Source organism: Aeromonas sp. HMWF015 (genome assembly GCF_963878965.1).
GTDB lineage: Bacteria > Pseudomonadota > Gammaproteobacteria > Enterobacterales > Aeromonadaceae > Aeromonas > Aeromonas veronii.
On record NZ_CAWNZT010000197.1, the window covers coordinates 53,351 to 76,180 of the forward strand.

The window sequence follows — 22,830 nt, forward strand, 5'->3', positions numbered from 1 at the left end:
GTACCGGTAACGGTGGCAAGCCCAAGCCGCAAGGTGGTCAGCGCCCTGTTGATGGCGCTGGCAAACCGGCTCAGGCCCGTCGTCCACGTCGCTCTACCCACAACCAGTAAGCGGCTCGGGAGCTTGACTCCCCAGCTATGCGGTTGACTGAAAAAGCCCTGCCAATCTGGCAGGGCTTTTTGTTTTTTCAGCCATACAATCGGCACTGTGTGGTGCAGCGAGAGCAACGCTAGATGGCGGAGAGGTACTGCTTTTGCATCGCCAGCCAGCGGCCGTTATTGATAAACGCCAGCTGTACCTTGAGCAGGGCTGCAATTTCCGCCCGGTGCTTTTTATCGAGATAGAGAAAGACCTGCTCTTTGGTGATCTTCTGCCAGGGGGACGCCAGTGCAGGTTGAGAGGCAGGGCGCATCTTGATGAGCCAGTCCACTTTGCCTCGATGCAGTTGGGCAAGCCCCTGCTTCTCATCGTTCAACCAGATTACCTGATAGTTGCCGAGGAAGCGCTCGCACCACTGGATGCCGCGCAGGCAGCCAATCACGGTACCCTCGGCAGGGGGCCAGCTCGGGTTATCCCTTGGCTGACCATAAATCGCCGCCTCCGAGATGGGGGCACCGATCTGCAGCAAGTGGGGATAGGTCTGATCAAAGCCCTTGATCCGGGCCATATCGCCATCGACGGCATGGTCTGCCTCAATCAACTTTTCGCAGCGGGCATAGGTGCAGGGGATCAACTGAAAGTCGATGCCGGCCCGGCCAAACCAGTCATGAATAAAAGGGCGCAATATCGCAGTGTGTTCGACCGCTGCCGCCAGCTTTAGCGGGGTTGCGTGGGCAACGGGAGTCAGCCCGACAAGCAGTAACCAGCCAATCCACTTCATATCGCACTCCTGAATCGGGCTTGTTTAAGCAGCACTGTTGCGACTATCTGTGCAGTGAAGAATAGCCGATAGGGATGGCTGCCAGACCGCTTCGCCAGCTATTCGTGACGGCCGGGTCAGGGGAGCAGCGCCGTGATCAGGATATGGGCCGCGCTCACCAGGATCACAGTGAAGGTCAGCCCCATTCCCGCCACCCGATAACGGAAGTTCTCCGGCGTGCGGCTCATGCCAAATGCATGACAGAGGCGGCCAAGCAGCAAGGCGCTCCCCAGCAGATGGATAAGCCAGGGGGTATGGCTGCCGGTTTCGACGAAATAGATCAGCAGCAGGGCGATGGGGACATACTCGGCAAAGTTGGCGTGTACCCGCATGGCCCGCAGCATGGCGGGGTCATCCCCATGCCCCAGCGCCACCTTGCGGCTATGGCGGGTGCGAATGGTACGAATGCTCAGCAACACAAAAAGCAGCGTGAGCAGGGCCGCGTAAACAGGCAGTATGGTCATGGTATCTGGCTCCTTGTGTGATGATAACGAGTGGCTGGTGTTCCGAGACGCGATATTGCTCGGCATCTCAATGGCTTGCCTTGAGGGTAGCAGCAAACTGCCTTAGCACGATCGTCATCCACTCACTCGCCATCGGCCAAGTGCAGGCGCAAAACAAACAGCCCTGCCGAGGTGGCAGGGCTGTTTTTTGATCATATTGATGGTGGGCAGAGCCCCGTCATTACCCCTCGTAAGGGAGGGAGGAGTGGTGCAGCACGATGCGCACTTTGCCATCATCTCCTTTCTTGAAACCCCAGGTCTTGTCGACCGTGGTCTCCTTGTTGTCGCGATCCACCAGATGCACCTTGCCCATGGTCAGCGCCATATCGCCGTTGATATAGACGGCGGCATTGTCATAGCGATAGCTCTGCCAGTTTTTCAGGGCAAAGCCGCTATCGGCCGGATAGGCGCTGTTGTTGCCGACAAAGTAGGCCAGCGCCCCCTCGCGGTTGGTGCGAAAGGTCTGCGCGCCACCGGCAAGGGTGGGTTTAAACAGCACTGGCCCCTGCTGGTAGCCATAGGCGCTGTCGAGCACCGACTCGGCGGTCGCCTTGGCGCGCTCAATCCCACCGGCGCGATAATCATCGCTGATCTTGATAAGCGCCGCGCCCCAACCATCCTGCGCGGCCTTGATCTCCGCCTCGGTAATATTGTTGTTGGCGATTTCGGCTGCGCTGAGTGCGCCGCTGGCGGCAAGCAGGACGAGGGCAAGGGTGCTCTTCTTGAGGTGCAACATCATTGTTTTCAAACTCCTGATAGCGATAAACGAGCGGGCAGTGTAGCGAAGGGGCATGAACGGTTTTTGAACTGATTATTCAGGGTTGGGTAGTAAAAAGGTCGGTATATAGCTGAAGGTTTGGGTGTTTGTTTGGTAAGGGGCGCTGTCTTAATTAATGGCTGATGCCTGTATCCACTTGATTTCTTTTCCAACAAAAAGCCCCGTCAAGTTAATTGGCGGGGCTTGGCTATTTGGGGCGTTTAGTATCGGGGATTACAGCGCTGGCAGCATTCCAAGGCTGACGCTGATCTGTACGCCAACAATCAGCACACCCATGGCGGCGGCCACTCCCAGCGCCACCACGCCACCCGGGGCGCGGTAGTGGTGGGCGGGGGCTTGCTTGCGGCTCTGCCACACCAGCGCCACCGGCAGCAGTACCGCGAGGATTGCCAGCGCAATGGCGGCGTAGCCCAGCGCCATGATAAAGCCCTGCGGGAAGTAGAGGGCAAACAGTAATGGCGGCACAAAGGTGATGAGGCCGGTCTGGGTGCGGCCCTGCCAGTTGTCCTTGCGGCGGGTCACCTTGGCCATAAAGTCGAACAGCCCCAGCGTCACCCCGAGGAAGGAGGTGGCGAGCGCCAGATCGGCAAACAGGTGCATCGCCTGATTAAACGCAGGCCAGCTCACCAGCTTGCCGACGTTGGCCAGCAGGCTATCGAGCGCCCCGCCGGTTTGCAGCAGCGCTTGCTGGCCGAGCAGACCGAGGATCGCCACCTGCCACAGCACATAGAGGATCAGCGGCAGGGCTGAGCCCCAGACAAAGACTCGGCGTAACTGCTTGGGGCAGTCACCGAGGTAGAGCATCACGCTCGGAATGGAGCCGTGAAAGCCGAACGAGGTGAAGATGACCGGCAGGCCCGCCAGCAACAGGCCCTGACCTAGCGGCATCGAAAGTAGATGCTGCCCTTCGGTGCGGGGCAGCAGCAACGCCAGCACCACCACCATGATCACCAGTTTGACGGTGAACATCAGCCGGTTGAGGTAATCCACCGATCGGGTACCGACACAGACCATGCCGCCAAACAGCAGAGTAAAGGCCCAGGCGGCCTGCTCCTGGCTTAGGGGCATGCCCGCATCGGCCAGCGCCTGTGCCAGCAGGCTGCTGCCGCCGCTGATGTAGGCGGAGGCCAGCGAGTAGAACAGCATCAGGATACAGAAGGAGGCGATGCGCTTGCCCCAGGGGCCGAGCAGATGATCCGCCAGCTGGTGCAGGTACCACTTGCCGGTGTTGAGGCTTGCCTCTACTTGCAGCATGGCGGTGAAGGCCATCAGGGCCCAGAGGCCGACCATCAGCAGCAGGGTGGCGGGGCCGCCAAGGGAGGAGGAGGCCAGCGGCAGGGCCAGCATGCCGGCACCTATGGTGGTGCCGGCAATCAACAGGGTACAACCCAGAGTTTTGGTATTCATGTTATCCATCCGAACGTAGCGGTGTCAGTGCAAACAGGCGATGTCAGCAGTGACGTCAACAAGAGGGGGCCGATTGGCGTTATCAGAAGGTGCCTCCGGTGATAGGGCCGGAGGCTAGCAATATCGGAACGGGAACATCTGTACCTAAAACCTGTCACTTGTAAAATATGATTGCCACGTTAGCGGATCAAAATAGCGGAAACAACCCCTTTTATACGGATCTTGTGCTGGCTTGTGGCAACAAGTGGAAATAAATGATGACAGTGATGGCTAATTGCAGAAAAAAACACCGAAAAAATGATTGGCAGGGGCTCATTGATACAGGTCAGCCAAGTGGTTGCAGCACGGATGGGGGAGTGCCTTGTCGTGGCGTTGGCGTTTAGTTGCGGGGTGAAAGGAGTGTGGAGGCCGGTTGTTTAGTCGGCCAGACGGTAGAGAAAGCAAAGCGGGCGGGTAGGGGGAGCAACAATAAGGCTGCCAATCCTGGCAGCCTTATTGTCATCTGTTCGTTTTACCTACCCATTGACAGCAAATCGGGTCTGCTGCGGTCAGGTTAGCGACGGCGCTTGAGGGTGCGGCTCACATAGTGCAGCCCGCTCTGGTAGTCGCCGTTCACCGCCTTGAGCGCCAGCTCCAGCGCCTGGCTCGCCAGGGCGTCGTGCTGTTGGGGCAGGGAGTTGATGCCAAAGGGGAGGAAGTCAAGCAGGCGATCGTCCCCGAAGGTGGCCATGGCGAGCTGGCTCATGTCGATCTCTTGCTCCAACAGGTAGTCGAGTACCCCCTCCATCAGGATATAGGAGGTGGTGATCAGCGCTTCGGGCAACTGGCCCAGCTGCTGGTGCAGATCTTTGATCAGGCGATACCCCTCGGTGCGCGAGAAGTGATCCCCCTCACACAGGTGGCGAGCCGCACTGTGACTGGCGACCGCCTGCTCGAAACCGGCTTTTCGCTCCTGACTGATCGTGAGTGCTGGCAGCGCGGTGATCAAGGCGATATGGCGCAAGGTCGGGGTAAGCAGGGAGCTGGTGAGATCGAAGCTCGCCTTCTCGTTTTCACTGGCGACGGTGACGAACTTGTCGGCGGCCATCGCCCGGTCGATGGCGAGGATCTGGCTGCCTTGCGCCTGCAATTTACCGTAGAAGGGGTCGTCCGGGGGCAGGCAGCTGGCCACCAGCAGGGCATCCACATGGCGGCTCACCAGCATCTGGGCCAGCTCTTTTTCTGTGGCGGGCTCATCTTCCGAGCAGACAATGAGCAGCTGATAGCCCTGCGCCCGAGCCCCCTGTTCCAGCCGTTTGGCCAGCTTGGCGTAACTGGCGTTCTCAAGGTCGGGCAGGATAAAGCCGAGGGTCTTGGTCTGGCCGCCGCGCAGGGAGGCTGCGCGGCTGTCCGGCTGGTAGTTGTGGGCGGTGACGACGGCCATCACCTTGTCGCGGGTGGCCTGACTGATGCGGTATTGGTCGGCCTTGCCATTGATCACATAGCTTGCCGTGGTGCGCGAGACACCGGCGAGGGCGGCGATTTCATCCAGTTTCATCATATTGGCTCTGTGTGAGTTGCAAGGCCCACGGTCACTGCCGGGTGAGGGCACCGAAAAGTGTGCGCGGGATCATATCATTGAAAAGCACTCTTTGTGGGTACTTGATCAATTCGCTGAAACGATTCAGTCTGAGTGTAAGTGAAACGATTCAGCCTGTCAGCAACGAAGAGACCCAGTGGCCTGAAAATCGGGCTCCGATCACAGTGAACCGTGTTCGGGTCTATTGTCAGCTGGCGAGTTATCCGAATGTTCAATTGTGACGTACCGGCGCGGCCGGAACCTGATGGAGAGTCTCTATGTTGAAGTTGGCGCGAGAGCAGATCTTGCTGGGGCAGTCGGTGGCAACCAAGTCGGACGCCATTGCCCTGCTGGCAGGCAAACTGACCGAAGCCGGTCTGGTGGAAGCGGGCTATGTGGATGGGATGCTGGCCCGTGAAGCGCAGCATGCCACCTATCTTGGCAGCGGCATCGCCATTCCCCACGGCACCACCGATACCCGTCATCTGGTGAAGAGCACCGGCGTCATGGTGGCCCAGTTCCCCAATGGCATCGAGTGGGACGAGGGGCAGATCGCCTATGTCGCCATCGGCATCGCCGCCAAGTCAGACGAGCATCTGGGCATCTTGCGCCAGCTCACCCATGTGCTGGGTGACGAGCAGGCGGCAGCCCAGCTCAAAGAGGCCACCGATGCCGACACCATCATCAATATCCTGACCGGCGCCACTGCCGCCAAAGAGGTGCAATACCTGACCCTGGCCGACTTCCCGGCCGATGATCGCGACCAGCTGCTGCTGGGCGCCGCTGCCCGCGCCAAGTCCGCCGGTTGGGGCGATGCCGCCATGGTGAGCGCCCTGCTGGCAAGCGAACCTGCCTATCTGGGCGAGGGCATCTGGCTGGCCCGGGCGCAAGCGGCTCAGACCGGGTGGGTGCTGGCCACCCCGAGTAGCGCCCTCACGGCAGAGGAGCTGCCGGTCAGCGCCATGCTGCTGCTGTGCGCCGCAGATAGCGGCCATCTGCCGCAGCTGGAGAATCTGGCCAAACTGGCGGCTGCCGGTCAGCTGGCGACGCTGGCGGGCGGCGAGGGACTGGCCATGCTGCAAGCGGGCCCCGCGAGCGGTCTTTCCGAAACCTTCACCATCATCAACCCTCACGGGTTGCATGCCCGTCCCGGCGCCATGCTGGTCAAGGTGGCCAAAGAGTTTGCATCCGACATCCGGGTGGCCAATCTGGATGGCAGCGGCGAAGCGGTTTCCGCCAAGAGCCTGATGAAGGTGATCGGCCTTGGGGTCAAGTGCGGTCACCGTCTGGCATTTCGCGCCGAAGGGGCAGATGCCGAAGCGGCCCTCAAGGGGATCGGTGAGGCCATTGCCGCTGGTCTCGGCGAGGGGGCGCATTGATGAAGATTGTCACCATTACCCTTAACCCTGCCCTTGATCTCACTACTCGCCTTGAGGCAATGAGCCTGGGCGAGGTCAATCTGGTGAGTGAGGCCAACCTGCGTGCGGCGGGCAAAGGGATCAACGTCGCCATGGTGCTCAAGGACTTGGGTCGTGAGGTGGGTGTCACCGGCTGGCTGGGCGCTGACAATGAGCAGAGCTTTGTCTCCCTGTTTGCAGAGCGGGCGCTGGATGATCACTTTGTGCGCGTCGCGGGCAGCACCCGCATCAACGTCAAGATCTCCGAGCAATCCGGTCGGGTCACCGATCTCAACCTGCCGGGGCTCACCATCCAGCAAGGGGAGGTGAGCGCGCTGGAGCAGGCCATCGACGAGTTGGCTCCGCATGCTGAGTGGTTCGTGCTGGCGGGCAGCCAGCCCAAAGGGGTGGCTCCCGATTACTGCGCCCATCTGATCCGCCTGCTCAAGGCCAAGGGCAAGCAGGTGATCTTCGATTGTAGCGGTGCGGCCTTAAGTGAAGGGATCAAGGCGGCGCCGACCCTGGTCAAACCCAATCTGGAGGAGCTGAGCCAGTGGGCGGGCCGCCCCATCAAGACCCTGAGCGAGCAGGCCGAGTGTGCCCGCGCGCTGCAGGCCAGCGGGATTCCCAACGTAGTGATCTCCAACGGCGCCGATGGCCTCATCTGGTTTGCCCCGGATGCCGTCTGGCAGGCCATTCCGCCGCGGATGCAGGTGGTCAGCACCGTGGGTGCTGGCGATTCCCTGGTGGCCGGTCTCGCCCATGGTCTGAGCCTTGGCTGGGCGCCGGAGCAGACCCTGCGGCTGGCCACCGCCGTCTCGGCACTGGCGGTCAGTCAGGTCGCGGTCGGCTTTGACGATATCAATGTGCTCAACCCCTTGCTCGAACAGGTGCGCGTAGAGCGTCTGGATGCGCTGGCACCGGTTCAATGCCATACCCCCTCAATGGAAAACTCAGGAGATGCCCAATGAAAGCAATCTTGGTTACGGCTTGCCCGGCGGGCATTGCCACCAGCTTTCTCGCTGCAAAACGGATAGAACAGCAGGCCAAACTGGCTGGCTGGGAGCTCACCCTCGACGTCGGCTCCAGCGTGCAACCGCGCCAGACCCCCTCAAAAGAGCAGATTGCTGCGGCCGATCTGGTACTGGTTGTCGCCAGTGCCCCGGTGGATCTCGCTGCCTATGATGGCAAACGGGTCTATCAGGGCAGCATGGATCTCGCCCTGCAGGATCCGGCCGCCTTGCTGGAAGCCGCCGCCAGTGGCTCCAGTGTCTATCGCCATCAAGCCGCCTCCGCCGTTGCGAATGCTGCCGCCAAACCGGCCGCCGCTGGCAAGCGCATCGTGGCGGTGACAGCCTGCCCGACCGGGGTGGCCCACACCTTTATGTCGGCAGAAGCGCTGGAGACCATGGCCAAACAGTTGGGTTATCAGATCCGCGTTGAGACCCAAGGCTCGGTCGGTGCCCAGAACGCCCTGACCGCCGAGGAGATTGCGGCTGCCGATCTGGTGTTCCTCGCCACCGATATCGAGGTGGACATGGCCCGCTTTGACGGTAAGCCGGTCTATCGCACCAGCACGGGCGCTGCGCTGAAGAAAACCCGTGCCGAGCTGGACAAGGCGTGGATCGAGGCGAAAACCTATCGACACAGCGGTGCCAGCCAGCCCAAGAAAGAGGAAAAAGCTGGCCCCTACAAGCACCTGTTGACCGGCGTCTCCTTCATGCTGCCCATGGTGGTGGCGGGTGGCCTTATCATCGCGCTTTCGTTCGTGTTCGGTATCGAGGCGTTCAAGGTGGAAGGCACTTTGGCCGCCGCTCTGATGAAGATCGGTGGTGGCTCCGCCTTTGCCCTGATGATCCCGGTGCTGGCCGGTTACATTGCCTACTCCATCGCTGACCGCCCGGGTCTCGCCCCCGGCATGATAGGCGGCATGCTGGCAAGCTCGCTGGGAGCCGGTTTCCTTGGCGGTATCGTGGCCGGTTTCCTGGCCGGTTACAGCGCCAAATACCTGAGCGACAAGGTGCGCCTGCCGACTACCCTGGAAGCGCTCAAGCCCATCCTGATCATTCCGTTGGTGGCCAGCCTCTTTACCGGTCTGGTGATGATCTACGTAGTCGGTGGCCCAGTGGCTGGCATCATGAATGCCATGACCGAGTTCCTCAACAACATGGGCTCTGCCAACGCCGTGCTGCTGGGTGTCATCATCGGCGCCATGATGTGCTTCGATATGGGCGGCCCGGTCAACAAGGCGGCCTACGCCTTCGGTGTCGGCCTGCTGGCCTCCAAAACCTACGCCCCGATGGCTGCGGTGATGGCCGCCGGTATGGTGCCGGCACTGGGGATGGGGATTGCCACCTTCCTGGCCCGTACCAAGTTCATCAAGGCGGAGCAGGAAGCGGGCAAAGCCTCCTTCGTACTGGGTCTGTGCTTTATCTCCGAGGGGGCCATTCCGTTTGCCGCCAAGGATCCGATGCGCGTTATCCCGGCCTGCATGGTCGGCGGCGCCCTGACCGGTGCGCTCTCCATGCTGTTTGGCTGCGAACTGATGGCACCCCACGGTGGCCTGTTCGTGCTGTTCATCCCGCACGCCATCAGCAACGTCATGATGTATATCGTGGCGATTGCGGCAGGCTCGCTGCTGACCGGTGTCTCCTACGCCATGCTCAAACGCGGCGAAGAGCAGGCCAAGCTGGCCACGGCATAAGCTTTGCCACCCGACAACACGTCATAACCAAGAGCGGCCTACGGGCCGCTTTTTTATTGCCGGATACAGGGAAAAATGCAGGCGTTGTTTTGCTTGTGGTTAATGGATTAACCCTCTAGCGTGAGGTGCCTGGGGCGCACCTGCGCCCGCCGATAACCCGATACCCAGGAGTAGATGATGACACCCATGATCCCCCCCATTCTCAATTTTGCGACCGGCAACCTCGGTGGCGCCGAACTGGTTGAGAAGAGCACCACCCTGGCCGACTTGCAGGGGCTTTTTGCCGACCCGCACGCCGAGGCCGTGCTCTCGCCCGATACTCAGCTCTATCGGGTTGCCATGCTGCCCGGCAATGGTGGCGAGGGGGATCTCAACATGGGGGTGACCTATCTGGAGGCTGGCCGGGTCGGGCAGGAGTTTTTCATGACCCGCGGTCATATCCATGCTCGCGCCGAACAGGCGGAGTACTACTTCGGGTTGTGCGGAAGGGGACTATTGCTGTTGCAGGATATGGCCGGTGTTTGCCTGTTGGAGCAGGTCTTTCCCGGCAGTGTTCACCATATTCCGGGCCACGTGGCCCATCGACTCGTCAACACCGGTGAAACGCTGCTCTCGGCGCTGGCGGTCTGGCCTGCCATTGCAGGTCACGACTACAACGCGATGGGGGAGTGCGGCTTTGCTGTTCGGGTGCTGGCCGGAGAAGATGGCATGCCCCACCTTGTGACCAGCGATCAGCAAGGGATGTAAATCGGAGCTGGCGGCGGCCCGTTAGCGGCTGCCGCAAGATTGGCGTACCACCAGGGTAGGGGGCAGAATGATGCTCTTGGCCGGCTCGTCGTTGCCGGCAATCCGCTCGAGCAGCAGTTCACCCGCCTTGCGGCCAATCTCCCGCGCCGCCACCGAGACGGTGGTGAGCGCCGGTTCGACCAGCGCTGTCTCCGGCAGATCGTCAAAGCCCACCAGTGCAAAGTTCTGGCCGATGAGCCGCCCCTGCTTGCGCAGCGCCAGCATAGCGCCGAGCGCCACCACATCCTGATAGCAGACCGCTGCCGTCACCTCGGGGTGCTGCTCCAGTAGCGCCGTCGTGGCGCGGGTGCCCTCTACCCGGCTGGCGCCGCAGCTGATGATCCACTCCGGTTTGGCAGTGATACCGTGTTCGAGCAGCTTGCTCATATAACCACCGAGGCGTTGGGATCGGCTGATGGAGGTGGGGGCGCCCCCAACAAAGGCGATATGACGGTGGCCGAGTTTTAGCAGGTGCTCGGTCGCGAGCTGACAGCCCAGAAAGTTGTCGGTGCCGACAAAGTCTATCGCTACATCCGGCACCGGTCGCACCACCAGAATGGTGGGCATATGGCGACGTTGCAGGCTCTCGAAAAAGCTGTGGGGCGTAGGCTGGGCTGCGCAGATCACCATGCCGGCGGCGCTGTTGCGTTGCAGCGAATCCATAAACTGCTGCTGCCTTGTCGCCGACTCCTCGCTGTTGGCGAGAAACAGCATCAGGTCGTGGTGTTCCATCTCCCGGCTCAGGCCCGCTGTCATCTCTGCATAGAAGGGGTTGGTAATGTCGTGCAGCAACAGGCCAACCTGATTGCTGCTCTTGTTGCGCAGGTTGGCGGCAGTCTGGTTGTAAACATAGCCGAGCTCGTCGATGGCCTTGAGTACCCGCTGGCGAGTGTGGTCGGAAATGCGTCCCTTGTTGCGCAAGGTCATGGAGACGGTGGCGGTGGAAACGCCCAGATGGCGGGCAATATCTGCAACAGTCACATTGCTCATGGTGTGGGTCCAGTCATGGTCGTGTCATCAAGATATATCGATTAACCTATATTTCGGATGAGAGAAGGTTGCAAGTGAGTGGTTGATCACAAATATCACCGCCAATGCCGATGATATATCCCAATGTTTGAGGTTAATCGTGTTTATCAGGTTGTGGTTAACGGGTTAATCGATTTATCTCTGTCATAGGTGTCAACGAGAGAGCAAGCCAATGATTCATTCGAGTTACGTTTCCAACTACGACAAATATCCAGAAGTGACCGTTGTTGGATATGAGCGGGCCGCCTGTGCGGGATGGGATGAGATTGCTCATCAGCTGCAAGCCAAAGTGAACGGGCAAGACAGGGCGAAAGTGGTACTGGTGATCGACTGCTATCACGGTGTGGATCAGACCGAGCTACGCACCCAGCTGCTGACCAGATTCGGGCCTCACACGCTCATTGATGTGGAACAGGCGCGCCTGCCCGAACCCAAAGTGCTGGCGATGCTGGATCGCTTCATCACCGATGACAGGGTCTTTGGCGTGCTGGCACCCCACAAGATGGTTGAGTTTTTTGACCCGGTCGCCTTGGCGCGCCTGCAACAGCAGGTCGCAGAGATAGCCGAAGGTCTGGTGGTGGTGATGGGCTGCGGCGCCTCGCTGGTGGCGAAAGGGAATGTGCGAGTCTATACCGATCTTGCCCGCTGGGAGATCCAGCAGCGTCTGCGCCGTAAAGAGATTGGCAACTGGGGCGCTGATAACACCGAAGAGGACATATTGCGCCGCTACAAGCGCGCCTTCTTCATCGAGTGGCGGGTGTTTGATCGCCATAAATTGGCCCAGCTGCCCACCATCGATTTCCTGCTCGACACCAACACCAGGGACAAGCCGACTATGGTAACGGGGGCGGCACTGCAACAAGGGTTGCATCAGGCGGCGCGCCAGCCGTTCCGGGTTGTTCCCTTCTTCGACCCTGGGGTCTGGGGCGGGCAGTGGATGAAGCAGGTGTGTGATCTGGACCCAGCCCAACCCAACTACGCCTGGTGCTTTGACTGTGTGCCCGAGGAGAACAGCCTCTACCTGCGCTTTGGCGAGGTGAGGGTGGAGATCCCGTCGCAAAACCTGGTGCTGTGCCAGCCAAAAGCCCTGCTTGGGGAGCGAGTACACGCCCGCTTTGGCGCCGAGTTCCCGATCCGGTTCGATTTTCTCGATACGGTTGGGGGGCAGCCGCTCAGTTTGCAGGTGCATCCGCTGATCGAATACATCCAGCAGGAGTTCGGCATGCACTACACCCAGGACGAGAGCTACTACCTGCTCGATGCCAAGCCGGACTCCTGCGTCTACCTCGGCACCCGCAACGGTATCGACTCGCAGGCAATGCTGGCGGACCTAGCTGCCGCCCAGCGCGGTGAGAAGCCCTTCGACGACGAGCGCTTCATCAACCGCTTCCCGGCCCGCAAGCACGACCACTTCCTGATCCCGGCTGGAACCGTCCACTGCTCGGGAGAGGGAGCCATGGTACTTGAGATCAGCGCCACCCCCTACATTTTTACCTTCAAACTGTGGGACTGGGGCCGGGTCGGGCTCGACGGCATTCCGCGCCCCATCCATCTGGAGCATGGCAGCAAGGTGATCCAGTGGGATCGGGATACCGACTGGACCGAGCGAAATCTGGTCAATTGCATTGAGCCCATCGCCGAAGGACTGGGCTGGTGCGAGGAGCGTACCGGACTGCATGAGCGGGAATTTATCGAGACCCGTCGCCACTGGTTCAGCGTGCCGGTCGAGCACGACACCGGCGGCACGGTGCAGGTACTCAATCTGATTGAGGGTCGGGAGGCAACGGTAGATAGCCCGGACAACGCCTTTGCCCCCTTCGTGGTGCACTACGCCGAGACCTTCATCGTACCGGCGTCGGTAGGGCGCTATCGTATCCGCCCGAGTGGCGAGAGTGAAGGGCAGACCATTGCCACCATCAAAGCCTTTGTGAGGGGGTAACCGGAGATGCTGAGGATCCTTATCGCAACCCATGGTTCACTGGCGCCGGCCCTGCTGGCCAGCGCCAATATGGTCTACGGCGAGTTGCCCGCCGTAGCCACAGTTTCTCTGACCGAAGAGGGAGGAATAGAGGCGTTTCGCGCCGAGTTTGAACAGACCCTGCGCCGTCATGGCGCGGGGGCTGACGGGGTGTTGGTGCTGTGCGACATGGAGTGCGGCACCCCCTACAACGTGGCATGCCGCTTTGCATTTGATCCCGCATGGCCGCAGCCGGTAGCCGTGGTGACCGGGGTTAATTTTCCCATGCTGCTGATGAGTGCCGACTGGTTGGCGGCAACGGATGTGCACGAGGCTGCCCGCCAGTTGCTGGCCCAGGCACTGGAATCCATGGTGATCGCGGCCCCGGCGGCACACCAGCAAGATGACCACTTCTAGGAGAGCGAGATGGCGATTTCATTTGTACGCATTGATGATCGGGTGATCCACGGTCAGTTGGTGACCCGCTGGGCCAGAGAGCTTCCTTGTGACGGTATCGTCGCGATCGATGATGAGGTGGCGGCCGATCCGCTGCTCTCTCAGGTGATGATCGGGGCTGTGTCGGACACCAAGGTGTGGCTGTTTGATGTGGCTACCGCCATTACCAAGTTGCCCAAGGTGATCGCCAGTGACAAACGCTACTTCGTGATTGGCAAGTCGCCGGTCACTCTGCAGCGCCTGTGCGCCGCCGGGATCTCCCTGGATAATCTCAACGGCAAGATCAACGTCGGGCCCATGAGTGCCCGCGAGCAGACTACCACCATAGGCCCCAACCAGTCGGTGACGGCGCAGGAGATAGCCGCTTTTGATTACTTGGCCAACCTTGGCCACGAGATCGACTTTCGGCTGGTACCGGATGCCAGTCACTACAGCTGGGCAGATGCCCAGAAAATGCTGAAATAGGGAGCAGAGATCATGTTTCTGGAAGCAACTCTCATCGGGATACTCTGCTATCTCGGTGCCCTCAGCAGCCCCTGGCTGCTGGGCTTGACCGGTGGCTGGTACACCATTACCCGCCCGTTGGTATCGGGCATGCTGGTCGGTGCCATTCTGGGGGATATTCAGACCGGTATCCTGATCGGGGTGGCGGTGCAGGCAGTCTATATCGCCATGGTGACGCCGGGCGGTTCCATGCCGGCGGATCTCAACTTCGTCGCCTTTCCGGCCATTGCGCTGGGCATCATGTCGGGCAAGGAGCCGTCGGTTGCCGTGGCGATTGCCGCCACCATCGGCATCGCCGGGACCATCCTCTTCAACTTCATGATGGTGTTCAACTCCTACTGGAACCACAGGGCCGATGTGGCGCTGGAGCAGGGCGATGAACAGGGGGTTTACCTCAACAGCGCCATCTTCCCGCAGGCCAGCAACTTTGTGCTGCGTTTCGTGCCGACTTTCATTGCCGTCTACTTCGGCAACCAGTACATCGAAGGGTTCATGAACAGCCTGCCGGAGCTGGTGATCCGTACCATGACGGTGGTGGGCGGCATTCTGCCTGCAGTCGGCATTGCCATCTTGCTCAAGCAGATCATCAAACAGAACAGCATGCTGATCTACTTCCTGGTGGGTTTTGTCGGCATCGTTTTTCTCAAGCTCAACATGGTGGGGCTGGTGATGATTGGGGCCCTGCTGGCGCTCATTCACTATAACTACAAGCCGGAACCACGCCCTGCAGTCGCTGCCCGTGCTGCCACCCAAACCGATGATGAGGATGAATTCTGATGAACACAGAGCTGCAATCAGGGGAACTGGCGGCCAAGCAGCCGGTTGCTCTTACCTCACGGGATCTGCGTGCCTGCTGGCGTTCGTGGATGATGTACAACCTCTCCTCAATGAGCTTCGAGCGACTCGAATCGTTCGGATTTTGCCTCGGCATGATGCCGGCGCTCAAGAAGCTCTATCCCGGCAAGGCTGAACGGATGGAGGCGATGAAACGCCATGCCTCCTTCTACAACACCGAGCCCCAGATCGGCGCCATTATCAATGGGTTGGCAGTCGGGCTTGAAGAGAAGCGGGCCAATGGCGAGAAGATCGACGGTGAGACCATCAATACCCTTAAGGTCGGCCTGATGGGCCCCATCGCTGGCATCGGTGATTCCATGATCCCCGGTATGCTGGTGCCCATTCTGCTCAGTATCGGGATGGCGCTGGCGGCAGGGGGGAGTGTGCTGGGGCCGCTGTTTTACATCATCAGCTTCAACGCCATCGCCATTACTGGCTCCTACATGTTGTTTATGAAGGGCTACAAGCTGGGCACTGGTTCGGTGGAGTCTTTGGTCAGTTCCGAGTCGGCCAAGCTGCGCGAGGCGCTCTCCCTGCTCGGGGTCTTTGTGATGGGCGGGGTGGCGGCCAGTTATGTCAACCTCTCAACCGGACTCGATTTTGTCACCTCGGATGGGGTCAATATCCAGGTTCAGAGCATGCTGGATGGCATCTTCCCCAAACTGATGCCGCTGGTGGTGGTGCTGGGTACCTGGTATCTGATGGCCAAGCGCAACGTCTCGCCGGTCAAAGCGATGCTCGGGCTGTTGGTGCTGGCCTTTGTCGGGGTCGCCATCGGTCTGTTCTGATGGGGTCAAAGCAATATGGTCAACAATGGGAGAGCCTGGCTCTCCCTTTTTATCGCCGTTGCGAGAGGTAATTTATGCATATCGAGGTGACTGAGGCCGCACAGCGTTGCCATCGCTGGCTGGTCTCCGAGGCGCTGCCCCTTTGGGGCGCGCAGGGGGTTGACCCCGAGCGTGGGCTTTTTGCCGAGGGATTGGATAGTGCTGGGCAGCCTTTGTGGCAGCCGACCCGTTTTCGGGTACAGAGCCGCCAGATCTATGTGTTCAGCCACGCCACCCTGCTGGGGTGGTACGACGGGCGCACCCTTGCCGAGCGTTCTGCATTGGTTGGTATGTGTCATTTTGACGATGGGGCGGGGCATAGCGTTTTCTCCATTAATCGGGATGGTTCGATTGCTGACGCATCAGTCTGCAGCTATGAATACGCGTTTGCCCTGCTGGCTGAGTGCTGGCTCTATCGTCTGAGTGGCGATCCACGCTGGCAACAACAGGCCGAGTTGCGCTATCAGGCCATTGAGCAACTCTTTTTGGACCCGCTGCACGGCGGATTTCACTCCAGTTGGCCATCTGGCCCACTGCGCAGCCAAAATCCCCATATGCATCTGTTCGAGGCGCTGCTGGTGGCGGCAGACAGCTTTGATGATGTGATATGGCAGCAGCGGGCAACCGCGCTGTATCGGCTGTTTCGTCAGCGTTTTCTGGAGCGCGGTTTATTGCGCGAGTTTTTCGACGACGCGCTGCTGGTGCGTCATGCCGATTCCCGTCTTATCGACCCGGGTCATCACTACGAGTGGTGCTGGCTGCTGGCACGCTACCGGACTCTTGCTAGCAGCTGGGAAATCCAGCCAACCAGCACCGAGATTGACGAGGCAATCGGGATATTGACCCGTTTTGCCATCCGCCACGGGCACGGGCAAACCGGGCTGGTGATCGATGAGCTGACCGATGATGGGCAACCCTATCGCGATACCAGCCGGCTCTGGTGCCAGACCGAACATTTGAAAGCACTCCTGGCGACCTATGAGCAACAGGGGGATGAGGCTACCGCCTGCCAGATCAGCAAGGTAGTTGCGCGGATCTTCCACTACTACCTGTTGCCCGCACAGCCCGGACAATGGATTGATCAAGTAGATAGCGAGGGAAAGCCGCTGACCTCTCATGCGCCAGCCAGCACGTTTTATCATCTGTTTGTGGCGTTTAGTGAACTGGCCCGGATCGCGGGGGTGGGTATCGGGGAGTAGGGCGGTCTATGGGAGACGCTTAAAAATCCCAGCCGGGTTGTGCTTGCGGTTCATTGAGCGCGCCTTCCTGTGCCCTGCGCCGCGCAGCCTCGACCCGGCGTTTGCGATCCCGGCACAGGCGCATCACCTCTTGTTGCTGGGCAGGGGTCATGGTGAGCCAGTTGAAACGCTCTTCGCGATTGCGCAGGCACCCCTTGCAGTAGCCCTTGTTGTTCACTTCGCAGACCCCGATGCAGGGGCTCTGCAGCGGGAATATTTCGAGCTGTTCCATCCATCACCTCGCACATCCTGTCACCTTGTTATAACCCAGCGGATCCCCTTTGGAGAAATCCTGCTTCAAGTGATTGATGTCGTTTGCTTTCCCCCTGCAAATTTGGCATCTTCCCCGCCGAGCATGGCTCTTGGCGTTATATGAGGACATATGAACAAACACGCGTACTGGCTGACCGCCGCAGTGCTGGGACTGGCCGGTTGTGCGGGCAACTCTGACAAAGCAGAAGTGCCCAAAAAACAGACCGACAACAGATGTTTTTTTAACTGCGAGGTGCCGGAAAATCTGGGCAAGCAGTATCTGGACGGAACCCTGCCAGAGGATCTGGTGAGGGTGGAGCGGGTCAATAGCCGTGCGCGTGCCGACTACAGCAAGTTTGGCCCGCAAAGCAGACTGGTATTGGAGCGCTCCGGCAAGATGACCCGCCGTTATGGCGAACTCTATCACCAGCTCTCCCGCTGGGTGGCGGGCGGCGGCAATCCTGCCGACATCACCCGTTACGGTATCAGCCTGGCTCAGCTGGGCGGCGCCGATCGCATGGGTAACGTGCTCTTTACCGGTTACTACTCGCCGGTGCTGGAAGTGCGCCACCGCCCGGATGCCAAGTACAAATACCCCATCTATGCCATGCCCAAATGTGGCGGTCGCTGTCCGACCCGGGCCGAGATCCATCAGGGAGCACTGGCCAACCGCGGGCTGGAGCTGGGTTACAGCAAATCCCTTATCGACAACTTCCTGATGGATGTGCAGGGCTCCGGCTTTGTCCATTACGGAGATGACGATCGGCTGCAATATCTGGGCTACAGCGGCAAGAACGGCCATGGTTACGTGAGTATCGGTCGGGTACTGATCGACCGCGGTGAAGTGCCCAAAGAGCAGATGTCGATGAAGGCCATCAAGGAGTGGGCCAACCGACAGCCGGAGGAGACCGTCAAGGAGCTGGTGGAGCAGAACCCCTCCTATGTCTTCTTCGAGCGTCGACCCACCAATGATGTGATCGGCGCCGCCGGTATCCCGCTGCTGCCGCTGGCGGCCGTCGCTGCCGACAAGACCCTGCTACCGATGGGGACCCCGCTCCTCGCCGAAGTCCCCTTGCTCGACAAAGAGGGCAACTGGACCGGCAAGCACCAGCTGCGGCTGTTGATTGCGCTGGATGTTGGCGGCGCGGTGAAGAAGGGCCACCTCGACCTCTACCACGGCATGGGCGAGAAGGCCGGTGTCGCTGCGGGTCACTACAAGCACTTCGGCCGGGTCTGGAAGCTGGGCCTGCACCACGGGCCGACTGCCGCCCCCTGGTTGTAATCCTCTGAGGATTTGGGCGTCTGTAATCGGGCGCCCGGGCAATGTGAAGACAAAAAAAGCCGCCGGATTGCTCCGGCGGCTTTCTATTTTGTGAGAGTGGCAGCTGGTGGCTGCGTCAGCTCTTCTGGATATCCAGCCGGATAGCGCCGACCGGTTTGCAGCAGCAGGGGAGGCACTCCCCTTGGGCGACAAATGCCAGCGGCACATTGGGGTAGTGCACCTTGCCAGCCATCAGCGGAGTGCGGCAGGCGCCGCAATAGCCACTGCGACACTGGAACTCCACATGATGACCGTGGCGCTCCAGGGTCTCCAACACGCTTTCGCCGGGATGGGCGTGCAGCACGGCACCATCCCGGGTATGTACCCGTGGTGCCACGTCCGCATGCTGTTCAGCAGGCGCGTGCGGGGCAGGGGTCAGCGTGTTGGTTGCGTCACTCACAGCTCGAAATCACCCAGGTCGTCGGCATTGACTTCGCTGTCGATCTGGCCGACCAGATAGGAGCTGACCTCTACCTCTTGCGGGGCGACCTGTACGTTGTCGGATGACAGCCAGGTGTTGATCCAGGGGATCGGATTCTGCTTGGTGCCGGCAAAGGCTGGCTGCAGGCCGACCGCACTCATGCGCAGGTTGGTGATGTACTCCACGTACTGGCAGAGGATGTCCTTGTTCAGGCCGATCATGGAGCCGTCCTGGAACAGGTACTCGGCCCACTCTTTCTCCTGAATGGCCGCTTCCTTGAAGATCTCGAAGCAGGCCTGTTCGCATTCGGCAGCGATCTCGGCCATCTCCGGGTCATCCTGGCCGGTGCGCATCAGGTTCAGCATGTGTTGGGTGCCGGTGAGGTGCAGCGCTTCGTCGCGGGCGATCATCTTGATGATCTTGGCGTTGCCTTCCATCAGTTCACGCTCGGCGAAGGCAAAGGAGCAGGCGAAGCTGACGTAGAAGCGAATTGCCTCCAGCGCGTTGACGCTCATCAGGCACAGATAGAGCTTCTTCTTGAGCTCGCGCAAGGTGATGGTCACTTCGCGGCCCGCGACGGTGTGGGTCCCTTCACCGTGCAGGTTGTAGAGGGCGGTCGCTTCGATCAGGTCGTCGTAGAAGTGGCTGATGGAGCCAGCGCGCTTCAAGATCTGCTCATTGGTCACGATGTCGTCGAACACCTGGGCAGGGGTGTTGACGATATTGCGGATGATGTGGGTGTAGGAGCGAGAGTGGATGGTCTCGGAGAAGGCCCAGGTCTCAATCCAGGTTTCCAGCTCCGGAATGGAGACCAGCGGCAGCAGGGCCACGTTGGGGCTGCGACCCTGAATGGAGTCCAGCAGAGTCTGATACTTCAGGTTGGAGATGAAGATGTGCTGCTCGTGGGGCGGCAGGGCCTGATAGTCGATGCGATCACGGGAGACATCCACCTCTTCCGGGCGCCAGAAGAAAGAGAGCTGCTTCTCGATCAGCCGCTCGAACACTTCGTGCTTTTGTTGATCATAACGGGCTACGTTGACCGATTGGCCAAAAAACATCGGCTCTTTGAGCTGGTCGTTTTGGGTTTGGCAGAAAGTTGAATAGGCCATGGTTACCAGAATATGTGAATAGAGAAAACAGGAGAGCGGGAGCTTCATGCTCCCGCCCGGTTATCAGTTATTGTCGTGACTTAGATTTTGCAAGCCCCGCCTGCACAACCGTCATCTTGCAGATCGGTCTGGGCATCGTCTGCACCATCACGGGTGTTGTGATAGTACAGGGTCTTGAGGCCGTATTTGTAGGCGGTTAGCAAGTCCTTGAGCAGCTGTTTCATCGGGACCTTGTTGCCTTCGAAACGGGCAGGGTCGTAGTTGGTGTTGGCGGAGATCGCCTGATCCACAAACTTCTGCATGATACCGACCAGCTGCAGGTAGCCGTCAACGCTCGGTTGCTTCCAGAGCAATTCGTATTGATCTTTCAGGCGATCATACTCGGGCACCACCTGTTTGAGAATGCCGTCTTTGGAGGCTTTGACCGACACCAGACCGCGTGGCGGCTCGATGCCGTTGGTGGCGTTGGAGATCTGGCTGGAGGTTTCGCTCGGCATAAGGGCGGTCAGGGTTGAGTTGCGCAAGCCCACGGACTTGATCTCTTCACGCAGACTTTCCCAATCCAGATGCAGCGGTTCGTTGCACAGCGCATCCAGATCCTTCTTGTAGGTGTCGATGGGCAGGATACCTTGCGCGTAGGTGGTCTCGCCAAACAGCGGGCAGGGGCCGAACTCGCGGGCCAGCTGCACGGAGGCTTTCAGCAGGTAGTACTGAATGGCCTCGAAGGTACGGTGAGTCAGCGCCAAACCAGAGCCGTCGGAGTAACGGGCACCGTTTTTGGCCAGGTAGTAGGCGTAGTTGATGACGCCGATCCCCAGGGTGCGACGACCCATGCTGCCCTTCTTGGCGGCGGCAATCGGGTAGTCCTGATAGTCGAGCAGGGCGTCGAGGGCACGCACGGCCAGATCGGCCATCTCTTCCAGATCTTCCAGCTTCTCGATGGCACCGAGGTTGAAGGCGGAGAGGGTGCACAGGGCGATTTCGCCACTCTCGTCGTCGATGTTGTTGAGCGGCTTGGTCGGCAGCGCAATCTCGAGGCAGAGGTTGGACTGGCGTACCGGCGCCACGCTCGGGTCGAACGGGCTGTGGGTGTTGCAGTGATCGACGTTCTGGATGTAGATGCGACCGGTACCGGCACGCTCCTGCATCATCAGGGAGAAGAGGTCTACCGCTTTCAGGGTCTTCTTGCGAATGGCCGGATCCTGCTCGTATTTGACGTAGAGCTCTTCAAACTTGTCCTGATCGGCAAAGAAGGCATCGTACAGACCCGGCGCATCGGACGGGGAGAACAGGGTGATGTCACCGCCCTTGATGAGGCGCTGGTACATCAGCTTGTTGATCTGCACGCCGTAGTCCATGTGACGTACACGGTTCTCTTCCACGCCGCGGTTGTTCTTCAGTACCAGCAGGCTTTCTACTTCGGTGTGCCACAGCGGGTAGAACAGGGTGGCCGCACCGCCGCGCACGCCGCCCTGGGAGCAGCACTTCACGGCAGTCTGGAAGTATTTGTAGAAGGGGATGCAACCGGTGTGGAACGCTTCGCCGCCACGGATGGGACTGCCCAGACCGCGGATGCGCCCCGCGTTGATGCCGATACCGGCACGCTGGGAGACGTAACGCACGATGGAGCTGGCGGTGGCGTTGATGGAGTCCAGGCTGTCGTCACACTCGATCAGTACGCAGGAGCTGAACTGACGGGTCGGGGTGCGCACGCCGCTCATGATCGGGGTCGGCAGGGAGACCTTGAAGGTCGAGACCGCATCATAGAAGCGCTTGATGTAGTCCAGACGGGTATCTTTCGGGTACTTGGAGAAGAGGCAGGCCGCTACCAGGATGTAGAGGAACTGCGGGCTCTCGTAGATCTCGCCGGTGACGCGGTTTTGTACCAGATACTTGCCTTCCAGCTGTTTGACCGCCGCGTAGGAGAAATCCATGTCGCGCCAGTGATCCATGTGCGCGTTCAGCTCTTCGAATTCAGCCTGGGTGTAGTCTTCCAGCAGGTGTTTGTCGTACTTGCCCATGTCGACCAGACGAGCCACGTGCTGGTAGAGGTGGGGCGGTTCGAACTGGCCGTAGGCCTTCTTGCGCAGGTGGAAGATGGCCAGACGGGCTGCCATGTACTGGTAGTCAGGGGTCTGCTCGGAGATGAGGTCAGCCGTTGCCTTGATGATGGTTTCGTGAATGTCGGCGGTACGGATACCGTCATAGAACTGGATGTGGGACTTGAGCTCTACCTGGGAGACCGACACGTTGTCGAGCCCTTCGGCGGCCCAGTCCAGCACGCGGTGAATTTTATCCAGATCGATGGGTTCTTTGTGTCCGTTACGCTTCGTCACAAACAAGTTCATTGGCTGATGACCTTCAGTTGATTCCCGAAAAACCATCGCACAATGACGCCACCTTGGCCCCGGCGATATGCGGGAGTTGGGTAGAGATTGTGCGATGAGTCACAAGATGTAGTGTTATTTTAAGTTCGAGCTACAAGATAGTGAGGTCAGCCCGCCATTGCAATGTGTGGATAAGTGACGAGCTGTGGATAAATTGTGAGTCTTGCCCCATCAGTTAGTGACCGCTCACAGTGAGCGGGTTTTCATTCGTCCGCTCCGCTAAATGCAAGTCTCCCGATCGAAGATGGAAAATTTAAATAACTTTTTTTGCTTGCGAAACGGGGGGCTTTTTACTAGCAAACGGCGGCTGATTATCCCTTATGCAACAAGGGTCAAAAGCTGTCCAGTTGTCGCAGCCGCGGGCTCAGCGTGGCAAGGGCTTTGCATCAGATGACGAAGGTTTGTGGCCGCTTTGTGACGGCTGTGAGCTTGTCAAATGG

General features: G+C 59.7%; 21 protein-coding genes. 11 read left to right on the forward strand and 10 right to left on the reverse strand.

From position 1 onward, the window contains the following. Positions 1 to 229: 229 nt before the first annotated feature. The 5 genes from AACS18_RS10640 to cra all read right to left on the reverse strand — a co-directional run bounded on the left by AACS18_RS10640 (position 230) and on the right by cra (position 5,147). Positions 230 to 880, reverse strand: coding sequence for a hypothetical protein (locus AACS18_RS10640; protein ID WP_088868985.1), 651 nt, complete (start codon positions 878 to 880; stop codon positions 230 to 232). A 116-nt stretch (positions 881 to 996) separates the two neighbouring features. Beyond that, on the reverse strand, positions 997 to 1,383 hold the full coding sequence (locus AACS18_RS10645; protein ID WP_005351791.1) for an MAPEG family protein: 387 nt from the start codon (positions 1,381 to 1,383) through the stop codon (positions 997 to 999). 220 nt (positions 1,384 to 1,603) lie between these two features. Then, entirely contained in the window at positions 1,604 to 2,161 is a 558-nt protein-coding gene (locus AACS18_RS10650) for a hypothetical protein (RefSeq protein WP_108612291.1), read from the reverse strand. Between the two features lie 252 nt (positions 2,162 to 2,413). Then, positions 2,414 to 3,607 (reverse strand): aromatic amino acid transport family protein, encoded by a 1,194-nt coding sequence (locus tag AACS18_RS10655; RefSeq protein ID WP_108612292.1) that lies wholly within the window; start codon positions 3,605 to 3,607, stop codon positions 2,414 to 2,416. Between the two features lie 553 nt (positions 3,608 to 4,160). Beyond that, a complete protein-coding gene (gene cra, locus AACS18_RS10660; RefSeq protein WP_181363258.1) occupies positions 4,161 to 5,147 on the reverse strand; it encodes a catabolite repressor/activator in 987 nt (328 codons plus the stop codon). Between the two features lie 296 nt (positions 5,148 to 5,443). On the opposite strand from cra, the gene fruB reads away from it, so the two are divergent. The 4 genes from fruB to AACS18_RS10680 all read left to right on the forward strand — a co-directional run bounded on the left by fruB (position 5,444) and on the right by AACS18_RS10680 (position 10,013). Next, positions 5,444 to 6,544, forward strand: coding sequence for a fused PTS fructose transporter subunit IIA/HPr protein (gene fruB / locus AACS18_RS10665; protein WP_108612293.1), 1,101 nt, complete (start codon positions 5,444 to 5,446; stop codon positions 6,542 to 6,544). After that, positions 6,544 to 7,533 (forward strand): 1-phosphofructokinase, encoded by a 990-nt coding sequence (gene pfkB, locus AACS18_RS10670; RefSeq protein ID WP_108612294.1) that lies wholly within the window; start codon positions 6,544 to 6,546, stop codon positions 7,531 to 7,533. Before fruB ends, pfkB begins: the two co-directional genes overlap by 1 nt. Continuing rightward, positions 7,530 to 9,266 carry a PTS fructose transporter subunit IIBC gene (gene fruA, locus AACS18_RS10675; protein WP_108612295.1) on the forward strand — a complete coding sequence of 579 codons (1,737 nt, stop codon included), beginning with the start codon at positions 7,530 to 7,532 and terminating at the stop codon, positions 9,264 to 9,266. Before pfkB ends, fruA begins: the two co-directional genes overlap by 4 nt. A 174-nt stretch (positions 9,267 to 9,440) precedes the next feature. Next, a complete protein-coding gene (locus AACS18_RS10680) occupies positions 9,441 to 10,013 on the forward strand; it encodes a glucose-6-phosphate isomerase family protein (RefSeq protein ID WP_258228700.1) in 573 nt (190 codons plus the stop codon). Between the two features lie 21 nt (positions 10,014 to 10,034). Here the strand turns inward: AACS18_RS10680 and AACS18_RS10685 are convergent, their stop codons facing one another. Further along, complete coding sequence (locus tag AACS18_RS10685; protein WP_181363259.1) at positions 10,035 to 11,042, reverse strand: LacI family DNA-binding transcriptional regulator; 1,008 nt, start codon at positions 11,040 to 11,042, stop codon at positions 10,035 to 10,037. Between the two features lie 211 nt (positions 11,043 to 11,253). Between AACS18_RS10685 and AACS18_RS10690 the strand changes: the two genes are divergently transcribed. The 6 genes from AACS18_RS10690 (at position 11,254) to AACS18_RS10715 (ending at position 16,861) form a co-directional block, all read left to right on the forward strand. Next, on the forward strand, positions 11,254 to 13,020 hold the full coding sequence (locus AACS18_RS10690) for a class I mannose-6-phosphate isomerase (protein WP_108612297.1): 1,767 nt from the start codon (positions 11,254 to 11,256) through the stop codon (positions 13,018 to 13,020). 6 nt (positions 13,021 to 13,026) lie between these two features. After that, positions 13,027 to 13,455 (forward strand): PTS sugar transporter subunit IIA, encoded by a 429-nt coding sequence (locus AACS18_RS10695; RefSeq protein WP_108612298.1) that lies wholly within the window; start codon positions 13,027 to 13,029, stop codon positions 13,453 to 13,455. Between the two features lie 9 nt (positions 13,456 to 13,464). Then, positions 13,465 to 13,959 carry a PTS system mannose/fructose/N-acetylgalactosamine-transporter subunit IIB gene (locus AACS18_RS10700; protein WP_108612299.1) on the forward strand — a complete coding sequence of 165 codons (495 nt, stop codon included), beginning with the start codon at positions 13,465 to 13,467 and terminating at the stop codon, positions 13,957 to 13,959. Between the two features lie 12 nt (positions 13,960 to 13,971). Beyond that, on the forward strand, positions 13,972 to 14,775 hold the full coding sequence (locus AACS18_RS10705) for a PTS mannose/fructose/sorbose/N-acetylgalactosamine transporter subunit IIC (protein ID WP_064337977.1): 804 nt from the start codon (positions 13,972 to 13,974) through the stop codon (positions 14,773 to 14,775). Then, positions 14,775 to 15,623: a PTS system mannose/fructose/sorbose family transporter subunit IID gene (locus tag AACS18_RS10710; RefSeq protein ID WP_064341275.1), complete on the forward strand. Its 849-nt coding sequence runs from the start codon at positions 14,775 to 14,777 to the stop codon at positions 15,621 to 15,623. Before AACS18_RS10705 ends, AACS18_RS10710 begins: the two co-directional genes overlap by 1 nt. Before the next feature lie 74 nt (positions 15,624 to 15,697). After that, the gene (locus AACS18_RS10715) at positions 15,698 to 16,861 is read left to right on the forward strand and encodes an AGE family epimerase/isomerase (protein WP_108612300.1); all 1,164 of its coding nucleotides are present in this window, start codon (positions 15,698 to 15,700) and stop codon (positions 16,859 to 16,861) included. Positions 16,862 to 16,880: 19 nt separating this feature from the next. Here AACS18_RS10715 and AACS18_RS10720 read toward each other — a convergent pair whose 3' ends face one another. Beyond that, a complete protein-coding gene (locus AACS18_RS10720) occupies positions 16,881 to 17,132 on the reverse strand; it encodes a DUF1289 domain-containing protein (RefSeq protein WP_108612301.1) in 252 nt (83 codons plus the stop codon). A gap of 150 nt (positions 17,133 to 17,282) precedes the next feature. Between AACS18_RS10720 and mltA the strand changes: the two genes are divergently transcribed. Beyond that, positions 17,283 to 18,434: a murein transglycosylase A gene (mltA, locus tag AACS18_RS10725; RefSeq protein ID WP_108612302.1), complete on the forward strand. Its 1,152-nt coding sequence runs from the start codon at positions 17,283 to 17,285 to the stop codon at positions 18,432 to 18,434. Positions 18,435 to 18,549: 115 nt separating this feature from the next. On the opposite strand, the gene yfaE is transcribed toward mltA, so the two are convergent. From yfaE to nrdA, 3 genes are all read right to left on the reverse strand, one after another. Continuing rightward, a complete protein-coding gene (gene yfaE / locus AACS18_RS10730) occupies positions 18,550 to 18,873 on the reverse strand; it encodes a class I ribonucleotide reductase maintenance protein YfaE (RefSeq protein WP_179903870.1) in 324 nt (107 codons plus the stop codon). Next, the gene (gene nrdB, locus AACS18_RS10735) at positions 18,870 to 20,003 is read right to left on the reverse strand and encodes a class Ia ribonucleoside-diphosphate reductase subunit beta (RefSeq protein ID WP_005336708.1); all 1,134 of its coding nucleotides are present in this window, start codon (positions 20,001 to 20,003) and stop codon (positions 18,870 to 18,872) included. Before nrdB ends, yfaE begins: the two co-directional genes overlap by 4 nt. 80 nt (positions 20,004 to 20,083) lie before the next feature. Then, positions 20,084 to 22,351 (reverse strand): class 1a ribonucleoside-diphosphate reductase subunit alpha, encoded by a 2,268-nt coding sequence (gene nrdA / locus AACS18_RS10740; RefSeq protein ID WP_181363260.1) that lies wholly within the window; start codon positions 22,349 to 22,351, stop codon positions 20,084 to 20,086. Positions 22,352 to 22,830 lie beyond the last annotated feature (479 nt).